20 protein-coding genes and 3 other annotated features are annotated in these 18,319 nt (G+C 45.7%); of the genes, 18 read left to right on the forward strand and 2 right to left on the reverse strand.

What is annotated here, in order from left to right:
• Positions 1-6 precede the first annotated feature (6 nt).
• From mutM to RIN81_RS09475, 14 genes are all read left to right on the forward strand, one after another.
• Entirely contained in the window at positions 7-843 is an 837-nt protein-coding gene (gene mutM / locus RIN81_RS09410) for a DNA-formamidopyrimidine glycosylase (protein WP_309089566.1), read from the forward strand.
• On the forward strand, positions 840-1,436 hold the full coding sequence (coaE, locus tag RIN81_RS09415; RefSeq protein WP_309089568.1) for a dephospho-CoA kinase: 597 nt from the start codon (positions 840-842) through the stop codon (positions 1,434-1,436). The genes mutM and coaE overlap by 4 nt, the downstream gene beginning before the upstream one ends.
• Before the next feature lie 136 nt (positions 1,437-1,572).
• Positions 1,573-2,604, forward strand: a complete 1,032-nt coding sequence (locus RIN81_RS09420) for a glyceraldehyde-3-phosphate dehydrogenase (protein WP_309089570.1) — start codon at positions 1,573-1,575, stop codon at positions 2,602-2,604.
• Between the two features lie 210 nt (positions 2,605-2,814).
• Positions 2,815-3,195 carry an adenosylmethionine decarboxylase gene (speD, locus tag RIN81_RS09425; RefSeq protein WP_242233275.1) on the forward strand — a complete coding sequence of 127 codons (381 nt, stop codon included), beginning with the start codon at positions 2,815-2,817 and terminating at the stop codon, positions 3,193-3,195.
• 131 nt (positions 3,196-3,326) lie between these two features.
• Positions 3,327-3,785 carry a transcriptional regulator NrdR gene (gene nrdR, locus RIN81_RS09430; protein ID WP_242233276.1) on the forward strand — a complete coding sequence of 153 codons (459 nt, stop codon included), beginning with the start codon at positions 3,327-3,329 and terminating at the stop codon, positions 3,783-3,785.
• A gap of 65 nt (positions 3,786-3,850) precedes the next feature.
• Entirely contained in the window at positions 3,851-5,254 is a 1,404-nt protein-coding gene (locus RIN81_RS09435; RefSeq protein ID WP_309089572.1) for a replication initiation and membrane attachment family protein, read from the forward strand.
• The gene (gene dnaI, locus RIN81_RS09440) at positions 5,241-6,167 is read left to right on the forward strand and encodes a primosomal protein DnaI (protein WP_309089574.1); all 927 of its coding nucleotides are present in this window, start codon (positions 5,241-5,243) and stop codon (positions 6,165-6,167) included. Before RIN81_RS09435 ends, dnaI begins: the two co-directional genes overlap by 14 nt.
• Before the next feature lie 47 nt (positions 6,168-6,214).
• Positions 6,215-6,434: a binding site (T-box leader), on the forward strand.
• Positions 6,435-6,485: 51 nt separating this feature from the next.
• Positions 6,486-8,417: a threonine--tRNA ligase gene (gene thrS / locus RIN81_RS09445; RefSeq protein ID WP_309089576.1), complete on the forward strand. Its 1,932-nt coding sequence runs from the start codon at positions 6,486-6,488 to the stop codon at positions 8,415-8,417.
• 124 nt (positions 8,418-8,541) lie between these two features.
• Positions 8,542-8,680, forward strand: a sequence feature (ribosomal protein L20 leader region).
• A 34-nt stretch (positions 8,681-8,714) separates the two neighbouring features.
• Positions 8,715-9,251, forward strand: coding sequence for a translation initiation factor IF-3 (infC, locus tag RIN81_RS09450; RefSeq protein WP_251269634.1), 537 nt, complete (start codon positions 8,715-8,717; stop codon positions 9,249-9,251).
• Between the two features lie 23 nt (positions 9,252-9,274).
• Positions 9,275-9,472 (forward strand): 50S ribosomal protein L35, encoded by a 198-nt coding sequence (gene rpmI / locus RIN81_RS09455; protein ID WP_242233281.1) that lies wholly within the window; start codon positions 9,275-9,277, stop codon positions 9,470-9,472.
• A gap of 35 nt (positions 9,473-9,507) precedes the next feature.
• A complete protein-coding gene (rplT, locus tag RIN81_RS09460) occupies positions 9,508-9,864 on the forward strand; it encodes a 50S ribosomal protein L20 (RefSeq protein ID WP_242233282.1) in 357 nt (118 codons plus the stop codon).
• Positions 9,865-10,074: 210 nt separating this feature from the next.
• Positions 10,075-10,338 (forward strand): DUF1294 domain-containing protein, encoded by a 264-nt coding sequence (locus RIN81_RS09465; RefSeq protein WP_242233481.1) that lies wholly within the window; start codon positions 10,075-10,077, stop codon positions 10,336-10,338.
• Complete coding sequence (locus RIN81_RS09470) at positions 10,335-10,820, forward strand: dUTP diphosphatase (protein WP_251269633.1); 486 nt, start codon at positions 10,335-10,337, stop codon at positions 10,818-10,820. The genes RIN81_RS09465 and RIN81_RS09470 overlap by 4 nt, the downstream gene beginning before the upstream one ends.
• Before the next feature lie 20 nt (positions 10,821-10,840).
• Positions 10,841-11,926 (forward strand): M42 family metallopeptidase, encoded by a 1,086-nt coding sequence (locus RIN81_RS09475; protein ID WP_309089579.1) that lies wholly within the window; start codon positions 10,841-10,843, stop codon positions 11,924-11,926.
• 39 nt (positions 11,927-11,965) lie between these two features.
• Here RIN81_RS09475 and sspI read toward each other — a convergent pair whose 3' ends face one another.
• Positions 11,966-12,166 carry a small acid-soluble spore protein SspI gene (gene sspI / locus RIN81_RS09480; RefSeq protein ID WP_242233285.1) on the reverse strand — a complete coding sequence of 67 codons (201 nt, stop codon included), beginning with the start codon at positions 12,164-12,166 and terminating at the stop codon, positions 11,966-11,968.
• Between the two features lie 91 nt (positions 12,167-12,257).
• Between sspI and RIN81_RS09485 the strand changes: the two genes are divergently transcribed.
• The 3 genes from RIN81_RS09485 (at position 12,258) to pheT (ending at position 16,799) form a co-directional block, all read left to right on the forward strand.
• Positions 12,258-13,013: a TrmH family RNA methyltransferase gene (locus RIN81_RS09485; RefSeq protein WP_309089581.1), complete on the forward strand. Its 756-nt coding sequence runs from the start codon at positions 12,258-12,260 to the stop codon at positions 13,011-13,013.
• 48 nt (positions 13,014-13,061) lie between these two features.
• Positions 13,062-13,293: a binding site (T-box leader), on the forward strand.
• A gap of 42 nt (positions 13,294-13,335) precedes the next feature.
• Complete coding sequence (gene pheS, locus RIN81_RS09490; protein WP_309089583.1) at positions 13,336-14,370, forward strand: phenylalanine--tRNA ligase subunit alpha; 1,035 nt, start codon at positions 13,336-13,338, stop codon at positions 14,368-14,370.
• A gap of 14 nt (positions 14,371-14,384) precedes the next feature.
• Positions 14,385-16,799 carry a phenylalanine--tRNA ligase subunit beta gene (pheT, locus tag RIN81_RS09495; RefSeq protein WP_309089585.1) on the forward strand — a complete coding sequence of 805 codons (2,415 nt, stop codon included), beginning with the start codon at positions 14,385-14,387 and terminating at the stop codon, positions 16,797-16,799.
• A gap of 163 nt (positions 16,800-16,962) precedes the next feature.
• On the opposite strand, the gene rnhC is transcribed toward pheT, so the two are convergent.
• A complete protein-coding gene (gene rnhC, locus RIN81_RS09500; protein ID WP_309089588.1) occupies positions 16,963-17,886 on the reverse strand; it encodes a ribonuclease HIII in 924 nt (307 codons plus the stop codon).
• 92 nt (positions 17,887-17,978) lie between these two features.
• On the opposite strand from rnhC, the gene zapA reads away from it, so the two are divergent.
• Entirely contained in the window at positions 17,979-18,257 is a 279-nt protein-coding gene (gene zapA, locus RIN81_RS09505) for a cell division protein ZapA (RefSeq protein ID WP_242233290.1), read from the forward strand.
• Positions 18,258-18,319 lie beyond the last annotated feature (62 nt).

The following is an 18,319-nucleotide window of genomic DNA, read 5'->3' on the forward strand; positions in this document are numbered from 1 at the left end:
AGAAACATGCCGGAATTACCAGAAGTAGAAACGGTCCGCCGTACGCTGAGCGAGCTGGCGGCGGGCAAAACAATTGCCGGCGTTGATGTGCGCTGGCCGAAAATGATCAAACAGCCCGAGGCGGACGCTTTTCGCGACGCATTGATTGGTGAAACCATTCAGTCCATCGATCGGAGGGGGAAATTTTTAATTTTTCAGCTCGATCATTACGCGCTTATTTCCCATTTACGTATGGAAGGCAAGTTTAGTGTAAATGAAGCTGCGGAGCCTGAAGCCCCTCATACTCATGTTGTTTTTTCATTCACGGATGGTACGGAGCTTCGGTATCGGGACGTTCGTAAATTCGGTACGATGCATTTAACGGCGAAAGGTGCCGAACACGAGCTGGCTTCGCTGAAAGGGCTCGGTCCTGAGCCGTTTGATGAACACTTTACAGCCGATCATTTATATGAAAAGCTGCAAAAAACATCACGCCAGGTAAAAACAGCCCTTTTAGATCAAGTGATTGTAACAGGGCTTGGCAACATTTATGTGGACGAAGTGCTGTTTCGTTCCCGCGTGCATCCGCATCGGCTCGGCCAGACGATTACAAAGGAAGAAGCGGCAGAGATTCACCAGCATACGGTCGCCGTACTGGCAGAAGCGGTAGAGCGGGGCGGAAGTACGATTCGCACATATGTAAACAGCCAGGGACAAAAAGGGACCTTCCAGGAAGTATTAAATGTATATGGACGTGCCGGAGAAGCATGTGTGGAGTGCGGAGCAGAAATTGTAAAAACGAAAACAGGCGGGCGCGGCACGCATATATGCCTGAACTGCCAGCCGCTGGAGCGTCCGCTATGATTATTGGATTAACAGGCGGCATTGCAACTGGGAAAAGTACGGTCAGCAATATGTTAAAAGAAAAAGGCTTCCCTGTTATAGATGCTGATATTGCCGCCCGTGCCGTTGTAGAGCCGGGACAGCCAGCTTTGCAGGGAATTGTCGACACATTTGGCAGTGATGTGTTAAGCGCGGATGGATCATTAAACCGGCAAAAGCTCGGCTCGATTATTTTTCATGATGAAGCGAAGCGAAAGCAGCTGAATGAAATTGTACATCCTGCCGTGCGGGCCTGGATGATGGCTGAGAAGGATAAAGCTGTCCAGAAGGGATACAAAACCATTATGTTTGATATCCCCCTTCTTTTCGAAAGCAAGCTTACCTGGATGGCAGACCGCACGCTGCTTGTTTATACTGATCCTGCTGTTCAATTGCAGAGGCTGATGAACCGAAACGGGTACACGGAAGAAGAAGCATCTGCCCGCATTCAATCTCAAATGCCAATTGAAGAAAAAAAAGAGCTGGCTGATGATATCATCAATAACAGTGGTACAAAAGAAGAAACTGCAAAGCAGCTTGAGCAGTGGCTGACCCGATTAGGACTCGATTCTTAATCGGGTCTTTTTTTGTCCCTTTATAAATTTTTTAAAATTAGTGGGACATTTTTTGTTCCATTTTCCGTTTAATATGTTATACTAAATTCAGTTAATCAATATAAAGTATAACATTATTAGCGGGAGGGCCTTATTTATGACAAAAGCAAAAGTAGCCATTAATGGATTTGGACGTATTGGCCGTATGGTATTTCGTAAAGCTATTTTAGAAGACAACCTTGATATTATTGCGGTAAACGCCAGCTATCCGGCGGAAACCCTTGCACATTTGCTTAAATACGACACGAATCACGGAAAGTTCGAAGGGGATATCGAAGTTGAAGAAAAAGCGCTTATTATAAATGGAAAGCGCGTACAGCTTCTGTCCAGCCGTGACCCGCTTGAGCTTCCATGGGACAAACTTGGAGTAGAAATTGTAATTGAAGCAACAGGTAAATTTAATGCCCGTGAAAAAGCGGCCCTTCACCTGCAGGCAGGTGCAAAAAAAGTCATTTTAACGGCACCGGGCAAAGAAGAAGACGTCACTATTGTGATGGGGGTTAATGAAGAAGTACTTGATATTGACAAACACCATATTATTTCCAATGCATCCTGCACAACAAATTGCCTTGCACCGGTCGCAAAAGTATTGGATGATCAATTCGGTATTGAAAATGGATTGATGACAACCGTTCATGCGTACACAAATGATCAAAAAAATATTGATAACCCGCATAAAGATCTTCGCCGCGCCCGTGCCTGCGCTCAGTCTATTATTCCGACTTCGACAGGAGCAGCAAAAGCACTTTCTCTGGTGCTGCCGCAGTTAAAAGGAAAAGTGCATGGAATGGCCCTGCGTGTGCCAACATCTAATGTTTCACTGGTAGACTTGGTAGTCGATGTGAAAAAGCCAGTAACGGCAGAAGAAGTAAACGAAGCCTTTCAAAAAGCAGCGGCAGGTCCATTAAATGGTATTCTTGGTTTTACAGAAGAGCCGCTTGTATCGGTTGATTTTAATACAAACCCTCATTCTTCTACGATCGATGGCCTGACTACGATGGTCATGGGCGAAACAAAAGTAAAAGTGCTTGCCTGGTACGATAATGAATGGGGTTACTCATGTCGTGTTGTCGATCTTGTTCAGTTTGTGGCAGAACAAATGAAGAAAAAAGTTTATATTTCAGCTTAATTGTCTCATACATAAGCCCCGGTACCCGCCGAGGCTTTTTTCTATGAAAAAAATAAAGAAACTTGTTGCAAAATGTTTTGACAGGTCGTATACTCAACTTTGTGAAATAAATGCTTAAAGGGTTAGGACCTCTTCGGACTAACTTTCCCCCGTGGCAGTGATCACTTTTACAATTGATTCAAAAACTACTTTGTAAAAGGGGGAACGATCATGGAAACAATGGGTCGTCACGTCATTTCAGAATTATGGGGCTGCAATTTTGACAAATTAAACGATATGGAAGTCATCGAGAGAACATTTGTCGACGCCGCTCTTAAATCAGGTGCGGAAATTCGCGAAGTCGCGTTCCACAAGTTTGCTCCTCAAGGAGTAAGTGGAGTCGTCATTATCTCCGAGTCTCATTTAACGATTCACAGCTTCCCGGAACATGGATATGCAAGTATTGATGTTTATACATGTGGGGATCTTGATCCGAACATTGCTGCAAACTATATTGCAGATGCACTTGAAGCTGAAACACGCGAAACAATTGAGATGCCGCGTGGTATGGGTCCGGTACGCACGCAACTTAAAGAAACTGCAAATGTGTAAGCAAAAAGAGGTGTATGAACTTTCATACACCTCTTTTTTATTTTCATAAGGTCTCTTTTTTAGTATGATAATGAGTAAGAACGAAACCAGCACATTGCAGGATATAAATAAAATCGGAGTTGATTAAAGCCATGATTTGCCCTGACTGCCGTTTTAACGGGACGAAAGTTGTCGATTCGCGCCCGGCAGATGACGGGCATTCCATCCGCCGGCGCCGTGAATGTGAAAAATGCGGCTACCGGTTTACGACTTTTGAACGCGTAGAGCACATGCCGCTCATCGTTGTAAAAAAAGAAGGAATGCGCGAAGAATTTAACCGCGAGAAAATGCTTCGCGGATTGATAAAAGCATGCGAGAAGCGCCCGGTGCCGCTTGGAACGCTTGAAAAAATGACCGCTGATATCGAACAAGAACTGCGCTCAAAAGGTGTATCGGAAGTGCAGTCAGATGCAATCGGTGAAATGGTCATGGACCGCCTTGCAGAAATTGATGAAGTAGCGTATGTCCGTTTTGCGTCCGTGTACCGGCAATTCAAAGATATTAACGTATTTTTGGATGAATTAAAAGAAATTATTAACAAAGAAAAATAAACTCCCGGGAGAGACAGAGCTCCGGGCTTTTTTCTTCTTATTTAAGAAACTTTGAGGTGAAGAATATGAATCGGCACTGGAATGAAATGCAGCCCGCCGATGCTTACAGGGTGACAGTGTCCGGCTGTGTAGACAGCCTTGAACAAAAAGTGGTTGCGCTGTTGTACCAGCCGCTGATCGGTGCCCAGGCACTCAGCTTATACATGACCATGTATGCGGAAGTAGAGGATGGCAAGCTGTCGTCTGAGAGTGCCCTGCACTATCATTTAATGAATACACTTGGCTGCAGTCCGCAGCAAATATACGAAGACCGGCTTAAGCTGGAAGGGATTGGCTTACTGAAAACGTATGTGAAAAAAACAGGAGAAAACCGCGAATTTCTTTATGAGCTGCTGCCGCCTCTTGCTCCAGATCAATTTTTTACAGACGGTCTTTTAAACGTTTTTTTATACCGGAAAATTGGACGTCCTCATTTTTTGAGGCTGAAGCGGATATTTTGCGACCGGGAGCCGAAGTCGCCTGATTATCAGGATGTGACCCATGCTTTTCCGGACGTTTTTTCAACAGGGTATACAGAAATGCAGGAAGCAGAAATAGACAGTGCGCCGGAGCCGGGTACCCGCCTCGCTTCAAAAGGAACCAAAACAGGACCTGTTTTAAATGAATCCTTTGACTTTTCAGCGCTTGAAAGGGCTCTTAAAGACGCCCTGATTCCGGCATCTGCCCTCACACCTTTTATTAAAGAAACGATTAAAAAATTGTCTTTTTTATATGGCATTCAACCGCTTGATATGAAGAACCTGGTTTTGTCTTCGATAAACGAGCAGGATGAAATTGAGGTGGAGGAACTTCGGAAATCTGCGCGTAATGCCTATCAGTTTGAATCAGGCGGGCGCCTTCCAGACATGACACCGCGTATGGGAAGCCAGGAGCTTAAGGAAGCGGGTGAGCCGAAAACAAAAGAAGAAAAGCTGATCCTTCATTGTGAGTCGGTTACCCCCTATCAAATGATGATCGATATATCAGATAAAGCGCCCTCATCCGTAGATATGAAGCTTATTGAGCAGGTAATGCTGCAGTACGATTTTACGCCGGGTGTAATGAATGCGCTCATTCAATATGTTATGCTGAAATCAAATATGAAGCTGTCTAAAAGCTTTATGGACAAAATTGCCGCCCAGTGGGCACGCAAAAAAGTAAAAACGGCCAAAGAGGGTATTGAACTGGCAAAAACGGAACAAAAGCAGCCGAAGGAATGGACAAAGCCAAAGAATACCTCATCATCCTATGGAAACCGGAAAGCAGTTCGCCAGGAAAAACTGCCAGCCTGGTTTACGGAAAAGGAAAAAGAAAAAGACACAGAAAAAGAGCGGCCTAAACAAAGCGAAGACTTTGAAGCGAAGAAACGCAAATTGCAGGAAGAACTGAGAAAACGGAAAGAGGGGGCGTCGGCCGGTGAAAAAGATTAACGAAGCACTCGGGAATATCAAAACGTCGCCCGGGTTTGCAGAACAATATGAGCAGACAAAACGGGAAGTGCTGGCAGACAAAACGATCCAGACATTTATTAAAGAACACAATCTTGGTGAGCGGGAAGTAACACGCGCGATGGTCAAATTATATGAGTATGTATCCCAAAGCCGCGGCTGCGGGAAATGCCCATCTCTTGACGGGTGTGTGAACATGATGCCGGGCTTTGAGCCGGAGCTTTCCATGCGTTACCAGGCAGTTGAACTGGATTACAAGCGCTGTCCTCGTAAAATTCGGGATGATGAAATGAAACATTTGCGCCGGCACGTGAAAAGCCTCTACATGCCGGGAGACGTTTTAAAAGCTACATTTGATCAAGTGGAGCTGGATGATGAAAGCAGAATAGATGCGGTTTCAATGGCAAAAGATTTTGTTGACAGCTACGCGCCTGGGCAGGCTTCTAAAGGTTTATATATACATGGGAAATTCGGCGTCGGTAAATCCTTTTTATTTGGTGCTATCGCCAATGAATTGGCCGAGAAGCATATTGCATCCATGATCGTTTATTTTCCGGAGTTTGTCCGTGAAATGAAACAGTCGCTTAACGACCATTCAACGGGAGAGAAAATTGAAGCGGTGAAATCCGCGCCTGTTTTAATGATTGACGATATTGGGGCAGAAACGATGTCGAGCTGGATTCGCGACGATATACTCGGTACAATTTTGCAGCACCGTATGCTTGAAGGGCTTCCGGTTTTGTTTACCTCTAACTTTAATTATAGTGAGCTGGAGCATCACCTGACGCATTCACAGCGCGGTGAATCCGAAGAGCTGAAAGCAGCACGCATTATGGAACGCATTAAGTTTTTGACCACGCCGGTGGAACTGACCGGTATGAACCGCCGGCATTAAAACTCACTCTTGATTTTGAGCGAGAGGGAGACTATAATAACGTCATATGAAAAGCGAAGACAGGGACATGTTTCATTTGAGACGTCTACAGAGAGGGAAAGCGATGAGCTGCAACTTTCCCGTCGAAACAAATGAATTCACCACCCTCGAGCTCTGCTTCTGAACCTGAAAGTAAGAAGCGGCGGCACCAGACCGTTATCTGACTGTAATTGAGCCGGGAATTTCCCGGAAAGTTGGGTGGAACCGCGATTAAACCTCGCCCCTTCGTTTATGAAGGAGCGGGGTTTTTTGTCGTTTAAAAAGAAGGAGGAAATACAAATGTCGATTCAATTAACATTCCCAGACGGTGCCGTAAAGGAATTTCCGTCTGGAACAACAATGGAAGAAGTTGCGCAGTCGATCAGCCCGGGCCTGCGTAAAAAAGCACTTGCCGGCAAAGTATCAGGACAGTTTATTGATTTAAAAACACCGATCGAGCAGGATGGTGCTATTGAAATTATTACACCTGAGCATGCTGACGCGCTTGAAGTTCTTCGCCACAGTACAGCACACTTGATGGCGCAGTCGATCAAACGTATTTATGGAGCCGACAAAGTCAAGCTTGGTGTGGGTCCGGTTATTGAAGGCGGCTTTTACTATGATATTGATCTAGATGAATCCATTACACCGGAAGATTTGCCGAAAATCGAAAAAGAAATGAAGAAAATCATTAACGAAAACGTGCCGGTTATCCGCAAAGAAGTATCACGCGCGGAAGCAGAGCAGTTTTTTAAAGAAATTGATGATGAATACAAGCTGGAGCTTCTTGAAGCAATTCCGGAGAACGAAACGGTTACACTGTATGAGCAGGGTGATTTCACCGATCTATGCCGCGGTGTACACGTTCCGTCCACTGGAAAGCTAAAAGAATTTAAGCTGCTTAACATTGCCGGCGCATACTGGCGTGGTAATTCAGACAATAAAATGCTTCAGCGTATTTACGGAACGGCTTTCTTTAAAAAGGAAGATCTTGAGCATCACTTGAAAATGATTGAAGAAGCAAAAGAGCGCGATCACCGCAAAATTGGAAAAGAGCTTGATTTGTTTACAAATTCCCAGAAGGTCGGACAGGGTCTGCCGCTTTGGCTGCCAAAAGGTGCAACCATCCGCCGTATTATCGAGCGCTACATTGTCGATAAAGAAGTAAGCCTCGGTTATGACCATGTATACACACCGGTAATGGGAAGTGTTGAACTTTACAAAACAAGCGGCCACTGGGATCATTATCAGGATGGTATGTTCCCGGTCATGGAAATGGACAACGAGGATCTTGTTCTTCGCCCGATGAACTGCCCGCATCACATGATGATTTATAAAAATGACATTCACAGCTATCGCGAGCTGCCGATCCGTATTGCTGAACTTGGCACAATGCACCGCTATGAAATGTCAGGCGCCCTTGCCGGCCTGCAGCGTGTTCGCGGGATGACATTGAATGACGCCCACATCTTTGTTCGTCCAGACCAAATCAAAGATGAACTCAAACGTGTTGTCGAGCTGATCCTGTCTGTTTATAAAGATTTTGACTTAAATGATTACTCATTCCGCTTATCTTACCGCGATCCGGAAAACACAGAGAAATACTACGATGATGATGAAATGTGGGAAAAAGCACAAGCGATGCTGAAAGACGCAATGGATGAACTTGGCATGGAGTACGTAGAAGCAGAAGATGAAGCGGCGTTCTACGGTCCGAAGCTTGACGTACAGGTGAAAACAGCGCTTGGCAAAGAAGAAACTTTGTCTACTGTACAGCTGGATTTCCTTCTTCCGGAACGCTTTGACTTAACATATGTGGGTGAAGACGGCAAGCAGCACCGTCCGGTTGTTATTCACCGCGGTGTTGTTTCCACAATGGAACGCTTTGTTGCATTTTTGATTGAAGAATACAAGGGAGCATTCCCGACATGGCTTGCACCGGTTCAGGTTCAAATCATTCCTGTTTCCAATGAGGTTCACTATGACTATGCAAGAAAGTTACAGGATGAGCTGAAAGCAGCCGGCATCCGTGTCGAAATGGACAGCCGTGAAGAAAAGCTCGGGTATAAAATCCGTGAATCGCAAATGAAGAAAATTCCGTACATGCTCGTAGTGGGTGATAAAGAACTTGAGAGCGGTACAGTGAATGTCCGCAAGTACGGTGAACAGCAGTCTGAGACGATGTCATTTGATGCTTTCCGCGACCTTGTTCAAAAAGAAGGCAAACGTTAAGAAAAAAACTATTGTTTTTTTTAAAAAGCAATGGTATTATTTAAAACGTTGGTTCTTTCAATTTGTCTTCTGGACATTTGAAAGAGGATATGATATAGTTACTTAGGTGAATGAAACACATAATAAAAGAAAGCAGAAGCACCCGCTTCTCACCTCGTCTGACAGAAAAGTTGGCAGGTTGACATGGTAAAACGACTAAGCTGTTTTGGACAGCTTTTTACTAGCGGGGCATCTACTTTTAGATGCCTCGCTTTTTTCATGCAGCAGTGCGCTTCTCTTTTAAATAGTGTTTTTAAAATGACCCGGAGGTGGCTTGTTATTAGCAAAGATATGAATTTAAACGAAGGCATCCGTGCCCGTGAAGTACGCTTGATCGATCAAAACGGCGATCAGCTCGGCATTAAACAAAAACGCGAAGCGCTTGAAATTGCTGCCCGCGTAAATCTTGATCTTGTGCTTGTTGCTCCGAACGCGAAACCGCCTGTAGCCCGTATTATGGATTATGGAAAATTCAAGTTCGAACAGCAGAAGAAAGATAAGGAAGCCCGCAAAAACCAGAAAATCATCCAATTAAAAGAAGTGCGCTTCAGTCCAACGATTGATGACCACGATTTTAATACCAAGCTTCGCAATGCGATTAAGTTCTTGGAAAAAGGTGACAAAGTAAAAGCATCGATCCGATTCAAAGGACGTGCGATTACGCATAAAGAAATCGGCCAGCGTGTACTTGACCGCTTTGCAGAAGCGTGCAAGGAAGTTGCGACTATTGAGTCCAAGCCGAAAATGGACGGCCGTAGTATGTTCCTTATTATGGCGCCTAAAAACGAAAAGTAAACCAGTTTGAGGAGGAAGACGAAATGCCAAAAATGAAAACTCACCGTGGTTCTGCCAAACGTTTCAAGAAAACAGGTTCAGGTAAACTGAAACGTTCACACGGTTACACAAGCCACTTGTTCGCGAACAAATCTCAAAAACAAAAACGTAAATTGCGCAAAGGCGCTCTTGTATCAAAAGGCGATTTCAAACGCATTCGCCACATGCTTGACAATCTGTAAGAAAATTAACGTAACATCATTAGGAGGGAAATAGTATGCCACGCGTAAAAGGCGGTACTGTAACACGCAAACGTCGTAAAAAGGTTCTTAAATTAGCAAAAGGTTATTTCGGTTCGAAACATCGTTTATATAAAGTTGCCAACCAACAAGTTATGAAATCCCTGCAATATGCATACCGGGATCGCCGTAACAAAAAACGTGATTTCCGCAAATTGTGGATCACTCGTATTAACGCAGCTGCTCGTACAAACGGTCTTTCTTACAGCCGTTTAATGCACGGTTTGAAGCTTGCTGGTATCGAAGTAAACCGCAAAATGCTTGCTGATCTTGCTGTTAGCGATGCGCAAGGATTTGCACAGCTTGCAGACGCTGCAAAAAAACAACTAGGTTAATAACCTCAAAACCGTCCTGATCCGTCAGGGCGGTTTTTTTATACCTATTGGTTTAACGGCCTGTAAAAGCAACGAGCCGAATGAACAGTTTTTTACATCATCAGCTTCAGGAAAGCAGCCGGCTGATAAAAAATTTGTTTCGCTTGTTCTCCAAATTAGGCTGTTATGGGAAAAGTTTGTTAAAATAGGGAAGGAGGAGAGCAGATAGTGATGGTCTTCATTTATTTTATTTTTATTAATATGATTGCCTACATAACAATGGCAAATGATAAGAAAAAAGCGCAAAAACGGCTGTACCGAACCCGGGAAAGGACGCTCTGGCTGCTGGCTTTGCTTGGCGGTGCACCGGGCGGATGGGTGGCCATGCAGACGTACCGGCATAAAACGAAGCATGCATCCTTTAAATACGGAATGCCGGTTCTTGCCGTTATGGATTTAATGGTGTTAGCAATGATAGGAGGAACAGCCATTTGAATATGAATACATTGTTTGAAATGCAGCGCGGGCTCGATTCATACATAGAAAAGGAACACAATCTGGAAGGAACGGATTTGTTTAACCAAAAAGTGCTCGCTCTGCTTGTTGAAATTGGTGAACTGGCTAATGAAACGAGATGCTTTAAATTTTGGAGTACAAAAGGGCCGTCAGAGCGGGGAATCATTTTAGAAGAATTTGTAGATGGCGTACATTTTATTCTGTCACTCGGCATTTTAGCTGACCTGACAGATGCAGTGCCGGCGTCCCAGCAGCCTGCAAAAACGGCAACGGACCAGTTTTTGCTTGTCACAGAAGCCGTTCATACCTTCCACCGTGATAAAACAAAAGAAGCGTATCAATCCCTGCTTGACCGTTTCTTTACATTGGGGGATATGCTTGGATTTTCAGCAGAAGAAGTGGAACAGGCGTATATCGCCAAAAATGAAGTAAACTATAAGCGCCAGCAGTCGGGCTACTAAGAAAGGGGACTTTACTTATAATGAAGAAACTCGATGAAACGTTAACGATGCTAAAAGAGCTGACGGATGCAAAAGGGGTTGCCGGGAATGAACGTGAAGCGCGGGAAGTCATGCAAAAATACATTGAGCCATTTGCGGAAGAAGTGACAACAGACGGCCTTGGCAGCTTGATCGCCAAAAAAACCGGGGATGCAAACGGCCCGAAAATCATGGTGGCTGGGCACCTGGATGAAGTCGGCTTTATGGTTACACGCATTGATGACAAAGGGTTTATTCGTTTTCAAACCGTCGGTGGATGGTGGAGCCAGGTAATGCTCGCCCAGCGCGTTACGATCGTGACGCGTAAAGGAGATATTACAGGCGTGATCGGCTCAAAGCCGCCGCACATTTTGCCGGCTGAAGCACGCAAAAAACCGGTTGATATTAAAGACATGTTTATCGATATCGGCGCATCAAGCCGCGAAGAAGCTTCAGAATGGGGCGTGCGTCCTGGCGACATGGTCGTTCCTTACTTTGAATTTACTGTTATGAACAATGAAAAAATGCTGCTGGCTAAAGCTTGGGACAACCGAATCGGCTGTGCGATCGCCATTGATGTGATGAAGTACGTAAAAGACAAACAGCATGCGAATATCGTGTACGGTGTTGGAACGGTACAGGAAGAGGTCGGTCTGCGCGGTGCGAAAACATCCGCTCACCAAATTGGCCCGGATATCGCATTTGGCGTCGATGTTGGCATTGCCGGCGATACACCAGGGGTAACAGAAAAAGAGGCAATGGGAAAAATGGGCAAAGGTCCGCAGATTATTTTGTATGATGCATCAATGGTATCCCACAAAGGACTGCGTGACTTTGTAACGGATGTAGCCGATGAATTAAATATTCCTTACCAGTTTGACGCTATGGCAGGCGGCGGAACAGATTCAGGGGAAATTCATAAAACAGGCAATGGCGTTCCGACGCTGTCTGTTACCATTGCTACACGCTACATCCATTCTCATGCGGCCATGCTTCACCGTGATGATTATGAAAACGCCGTGAAGCTGCTTGGAGAAGTAATCCTTCGCCTTGACCGCGATACGGTTAACACCATTACATTTGATTAAAAATAAAACCGCTCACAGTGCTGTGAGCGGTTTTTTGTGTTACTGAAGAGCAGATGACATGCGTTCTAATACGACTTTTTGCTCTTCTGTTGTGCTTTTTTTCCAGAAAAGTTCAAGCATCACACCAAGACCTGGCAGCGTTTTTTCTTCGCCATTTGAAATCGCGTCTTGAATTACAGCCGATAATTCATTTGGATTTTGTCCGTTTAAATTTTGAATAATAGCGCCTCGTAAATCCATGTTTATCCCTCCTTGTTTTGATTATTTTTACCACTGTAGCGCCCATTATACAGAGAAATGCTATAATGAATACGGCGAAAGGAGAATCACATTGACGTACATTCAATCCGCAAATAATACACATATAAAACAGCTGAATAAACTATGGACAAAAAAAGAACGGGATAAAACAGGTCTTTATATGCTCGAAGGATTTCATCTCGTTGAAGAAGCGCTTCGCTACAAAGAGCAGATAAAGGAACTTCTTTTATCAGAGGAAGCGGCAGTACCGGCATCGTGGAATATAGATGGCCTCGACGTGACCATGATTTCGGCCGAGGTGGCGAAAAAGCTTTCTGATACGGAAAACGGCCAGGGCGTTTTTGCGGTATGCCAAAAACAGGAAGCAGCGGAACTGCCGGCAGGGAAAAGCTTTTTGCTGCTGGATGCCGTGCAGGATCCGGGTAATATCGGCACGATGATCCGGACAGCCGATGCCGCTGGAATTGATGCGGTGCTGCTCAGCCATGGATCTGCTGATCTGTATAATCCAAAAGTGCTTCGTTCGGCACAGGGAAGCCATTTTCACCTGCCTGTTTTAAGCGTAGATTTAACCGAAGCGGTTGAAGAGCTGAAAAAACGAAATATTCCGGTGTACGGAACGGCTTTGGAAGGAGCGTCTGATTACAGAAAGGAACAAGCAGGGCCGTTTGCGCTGCTCGTGGGCAATGAAGGAAACGGCGTACGTCCAGAGCTTCTTGAGAAAACAACCAAAAATGTTTACATTCCAATTTTCGGCCAAAGCGAGTCGCTGAATGTCGCGGTTGCGGCCGGTATCCTTCTTTATCATTTTCGGGAAAACAATTGAATTTCAAAAATGGGTTGTCTATAATAAGAAAGTATAAAATTTGATAATTAAAAGGCAATGACGGAGAAAAGTACGCCATCCCTCTTTTTTTAGGAAGAAAATGCCCCGACTGAAAGCATTTTTAAAAAGAGCTGGCCGAAGTTCACCTCCCGAGCCGGTGCTTGGACCACATTTGTGTAAAGGCATACCGGTTTTTACCGTTATCTGAATGAAGTGAACGCGTGTTTTTCTAGCGCGTTAAAAAGGGTGGTACCGCGATATCAGAAGCCTCGTCCCTTTCCGGGAACGGGGCTTTTTTTGTTGCCAAAAAGGAGGAAAAAACGTGGAAGAACAGTTAAAAGTGCTGCAGGAAGAAGCGATTAAGAAAGCGGCAGCCGCACAGGATTTAAAAGAACTGAATGATGTACGCGTTGCGTACCTTGGCAAAAAAGGACCTGTTACAGAAGTGCTAAAAGGCATGGGCAAGCTGTCTGCAGAAGAACGCCCGAAAATGGGGGCGCTTGTCAATGTTGTGCGTGAAGCCATCACAAAAGCGATTGAATCGAAGCAGGCCTCATTAGAGTCCGAAGCTATTCAAAAGCAGCTGGCAGAAGAATCCGTTGATGTAACCCTGCCGGGCCGCCCGGTCAAACTTGGCGGACATCATCCGCTTACACGTATTACAGAAGAAATTGAAGACTTATTTATTGGCATGGGCTATACAGTGGCTGAAGGGCCCGAAGTGGAACAGGACTACTATAACTTCGAAGCGCTCAACCTGCCAAAAGGCCATCCGGCGCGTGATATGCAGGATACATTTTACATTACACCGGAGCTTTTAATGCGTACACATACCTCACCCGTACAAGTACGAACGATGCTTCAGCATGAAGGCAAAGGGCCGGTTAAAATTATTTGCCCGGGTAAAGTATACCGCCGTGATAGTGATGACGCGACGCACTCCCACCAATTCAACCAAATTGAAGGGCTTGTGGTGGGTGAAAACATCCGCATGAGCGACTTAAAAGGCACGCTGGATGTGTTTGCGAAGAAAATGTTTGGTGCAGAGCGCGAAATCCGCCTTCGTCCAAGTTTCTTCCCATTCACTGAACCGTCTGTTGAAGTAGATGTGAGCTGTATGTGCGGCGGCAAGGGCTGCTCAATTTGTAAAGGTACCGGCTGGATTGAAGTTCTGGGTGCCGGCATGGTGCATCCAAACGTGCTTGAAATGGCCGGATTTGATTCAAATGTTTATTCCGGTTTCGCATTCGGCATGGGGCAGGAGCGCATTGCCATGCTGAAGTACGGCATTGATGATATTCGCCATTTCTACACAAATGATCTTCGTTTCTTAAAGCAATTTTCTGTACACGAATAAGGAGGAATTAACCCATGTTTGTTTCATATAAATGGCTGTCTCAGTACGTGGACATTGCCGATCAAACCCCGGAAGAACTGGCGGAAAAAATCACACGCGCCGGTATTGAAGTGGAAGGCGTTGAAATGCCTGCTTCTGAGATGAAAGGCATCGTAGTCGGGTATGTGCAATCACGTGAACAGCACCCGAATGCTGACAAATTAAGCAAGTGCCTTGTGGATGTAGGCGAGGAAGAGCCCGTGCAAATTATTTGCGGAGCCAAAAATGTAGATGCAGGCCAATTTGTAGCTGTAGCCCGAACAGGTGCGGTTTTGCCTGGCAACTTTAAAATTAAGCGTGCCAAGCTGCGCGGCGAAGAATCAAACGGCATGATCTGCTCGCTGTCCGAACTTGGTATTGAAAGCCGCTTAAATCCGAAAGAATACGCGGAAGGTATTTTTAATTTTCCAAATGACGTTACACCAGGAGAGGATGCGCTCGCTGCCTTGAATCGTGACGACGCCATTTTAGAGCTGTCTCTGACACCAAACCGTTCAGATGCACTCAGCATGATCGGAGTAGCTTATGAAGTAGCGGCCATCCTGGGCCGTGACGTGAAACTGCCGGAGCCAAAGCCGGCTGAAGCGGATGAAAAAGCATCAGACGCTGTTCGCATTCAAATCGACGCGCCTGAAGATAATCCGCTTTATATTGCACGAGTAGTGAAAAACGTAAAAATTGGTCCGTCACCGCTATGGATGCAGACACTGCTTATGAATGCAGGAATCCGCCCGCACAATAACGTGGTTGATATTACGAACTATGTCCTGATGGAATACGGACAGCCGCTTCATGCCTTTGACCTTAACCGGGTTGAAACCGGAGAAATTGTGGTCCGCCATGCCGAGGAAGGTGAAACATTCACCACGCTTGATGACGTAGAACGGACATTATCGGCTGATCAGCTTGTGATTACAAACGGCCAGAAGCCAATCGCCCTTGCCGGCGTAATGGGCGGTGCAAATTCAGAAGTAACAGAGCAAACGGTAAATGTACTCATTGAGTCTGCTTATTTTAATGGCCAAACGGTCCGTGCAGCATCTAAAGCACATGGTCTTCGTTCAGAAGCGAGTGCCCGCTTTGAAAAAGGGGTAGATCCAGCCCGCGTGCAGGCCGCATGTGACCGCGCAGCAGAGCTGATGGCAGAATTGGCAGAAGGCACAGTTTTGTCGGGATCGGTTGTGGCTGGCGAATATGCACCTGAGCCAAAACAAGTATCGATTACACTTGACCGTCTAAATACCCGCCTTGGCACAAGCTTAACAATGGAAAACGTGGAAGAGATCTTCAGCCGTTTGAAATTCGAAACAGAAACAAATGGAGACACGATTACTGTAACGGTTCCAACGCGCCGCGCGGATATTACCATTCCAGAAGATTTAACAGAAGAAGTGGCCCGCCTTTACGGTTATGATCACATCCCGCTTACGCTGCCGGAAGGAGAAGCGCTGCCGGGTGCTTTATCACCGTACCAGCTTGGCCGCCGTACGGTGCGCCGTTATTTGGAAGGAGCCGGATTTAACCAGGCTGTTACGTATTCTTTAACGTCCCAAAAGCGGGCTGCCCAGTTTGCGCTTGAAGTACGCGAGCCGGTCGCACTTGCGATGCCGATGAGTGAAGAGCGTGCGTACTTGCGTGAAAGCCTGCTGCCGCATTTAATCGAAGCGGCTGCTTACAACAACGCCCGTCAAATGGGTTCTGTCGCTCTTTATGAAACAGGCTCTGTTTACTTAAATGAAGGTGAAAACGTGCAGCCGAAAGAAGAAGAACGGCTCGCGGGTATCGTTACAGGCTTATGGCAGGAGCATCTGTGGCAGGGAGAAAAAACAGCCGTTGATTTCTTTGCCCTTAAAGGCGTAATCGAAGGAATCGCTGACCGTCTTGGCTTAACAGACCGTCTTTCTTTCCAAAAAGCTGCGCCGGAAGGCTTCCACCCGGGCCGGACAGCTGCTGTTTTACTTGATGAGCAGCCGGTCGGAGTCATCGGACAGCTTCATCCGTCGCTCGCAAAAGAAGCAGATATAAAAGAAGCGTATTTGTTTGAGTTGAAGCTTGATGTTCTATTGAATACAGATCGTTCAGCACTTGCTTATACGCCAATTCCGCGCTTCCCATCGATCAGCCGTGATATTGCGCTGGTTGTAGATAGTGCAACGGAAGCGGGTTCGCTGGAGGCTGTCATTAAAGAAGCAGGCGGAGCGCTTTTAACGAATGTTCACGTGTTCGATGTGTATGAAGGAGACCGGATGGAGGCAGGCAAGAAATCAGTTGCCTTTGCCCTGACGTATATGAATCCCGAAAAAACACTGACAGATGAAGAAGTCACAGCTGTACACGAAAAAGTGCTTACGGCATTGAAAGAAAAAGCAAACGCTGATTTGCGCGCATAAAAGAAGAAAAGCAGTCCCTCGTATAGCGGGACTGCTTTTTTGATAAAAAATGTACTTTTTAGGCCGGAATCCATTTGTTTAAGCGGTAATTTTCAAGTGGCAGGCCGGATTTTAAAGGAATCCGGCCCTGCTTTTTATATTCCGGCTCTGCAGGCATAAACCATTATAACCCCCGCACGATCCGTCTTGCTTTTTCCGTATTGGCAAAATGAAGCTTGGTAAAATGGCGCAGCACGCTTTCATCATATGTTCGAATGAGGCGAGCGGCCGCTTCATCCACCTTTGGACCGGCCCCCTTGGGAATGGTGAAGCCTGCTTTTTCGGACAGTGTCTCCATTTCTTTCAGGAATGCATAACGCGCTAGAATCGAAGCCGCTGCAACCGCTAAATGAATGCTTTCCCCTTTTGTACTGAAAAAGACATTTTCCTCTATAATCCGTTTTTGTCCTTTTAAGTGCCGGTAATAAATGGATTTTTCGGCGAATTGGTCCACCAGCACCGCTTCTGGTTTTTCGGGTGCCATTTTATCCTGCAGCTTGCCAAGCGCCTGATTATGCAAAATGGCTTTTATTTTTCCCTGCGACATGCCGCTTTCCTGTAAATCATTGTATTTTTCATTGCGTAAAACGAGCAGACTGTATGGAATCGTCCGGAGCAGTTTTTTGGCCACTGATACAATCTCAGGATCTTTCATATCTTTGGAGTCCCGTACACCAAGCGCGGCAAGCTCCGGAATCCGGTCCGCTTCAACGTAGGCGGCCACAACCGTAATCGGCCCAAAATAATCACCTGTGCCGACTTCATCGCTTCCAGCCACCGACATACTCGCAAACCCAGCAGGCAGCTGGCCGCTTGGCGGAGATACCTTCTTCGGTGTTGGGGCGGCTGCCTGACCTTCCCATTTGGCAGACTCTGTTTGAGCCTGCTTTCCTTGAAACAGCACTTTTCCTGACCGGTAGCCTGTCACAGAACAGCCGTCCACCTTTGCTGCAAAAACAGCGCCAGCGGGAAGTTTGGCTGGTATTCCATAATGATCTTTCATTTTTTGCAGTGTAGCTTCGTTTACAATAAGGACAGTATGACTCAATTCGACACGCCTCCAGACTTTCTTCCTTTTCACGGTAAATGACTCATGGTATGATATATAACAGAATTGCAACAGAAATGGGGGCCTTGCATTTGTCAGATCGACAAAAGACTCGCCTAACAGTTGACATTTACGGTTATCAGTACACGATTATCGGAACTGAATCAGAATACCATATTCGCCGTGTAACGGAAATGGTTGATGATAAAATGCGTGAAATCGGCAGCCGCAATGCCTCGCTCGATACGCAGAAAATTGCGGTGCTGACGGCTGTTAATATGGTGAATGATTATTTAAAAATGGAAGAAGAATTGGAACAAATGAAAATGGAAATGAGCCGTATGAAAAGCCGCAATGCGGTGAATGGCTGAAAAACTTCTCTCCTATTTGGTAGAGAAGTTTTTTTCTGCTACTATAAAAGAAAAGCAGGTGA

The organism is Domibacillus sp. (assembly GCF_031181085.1).
Lineage (GTDB): Bacteria > Bacillota > Bacilli > Bacillales > Domibacillaceae > Domibacillus.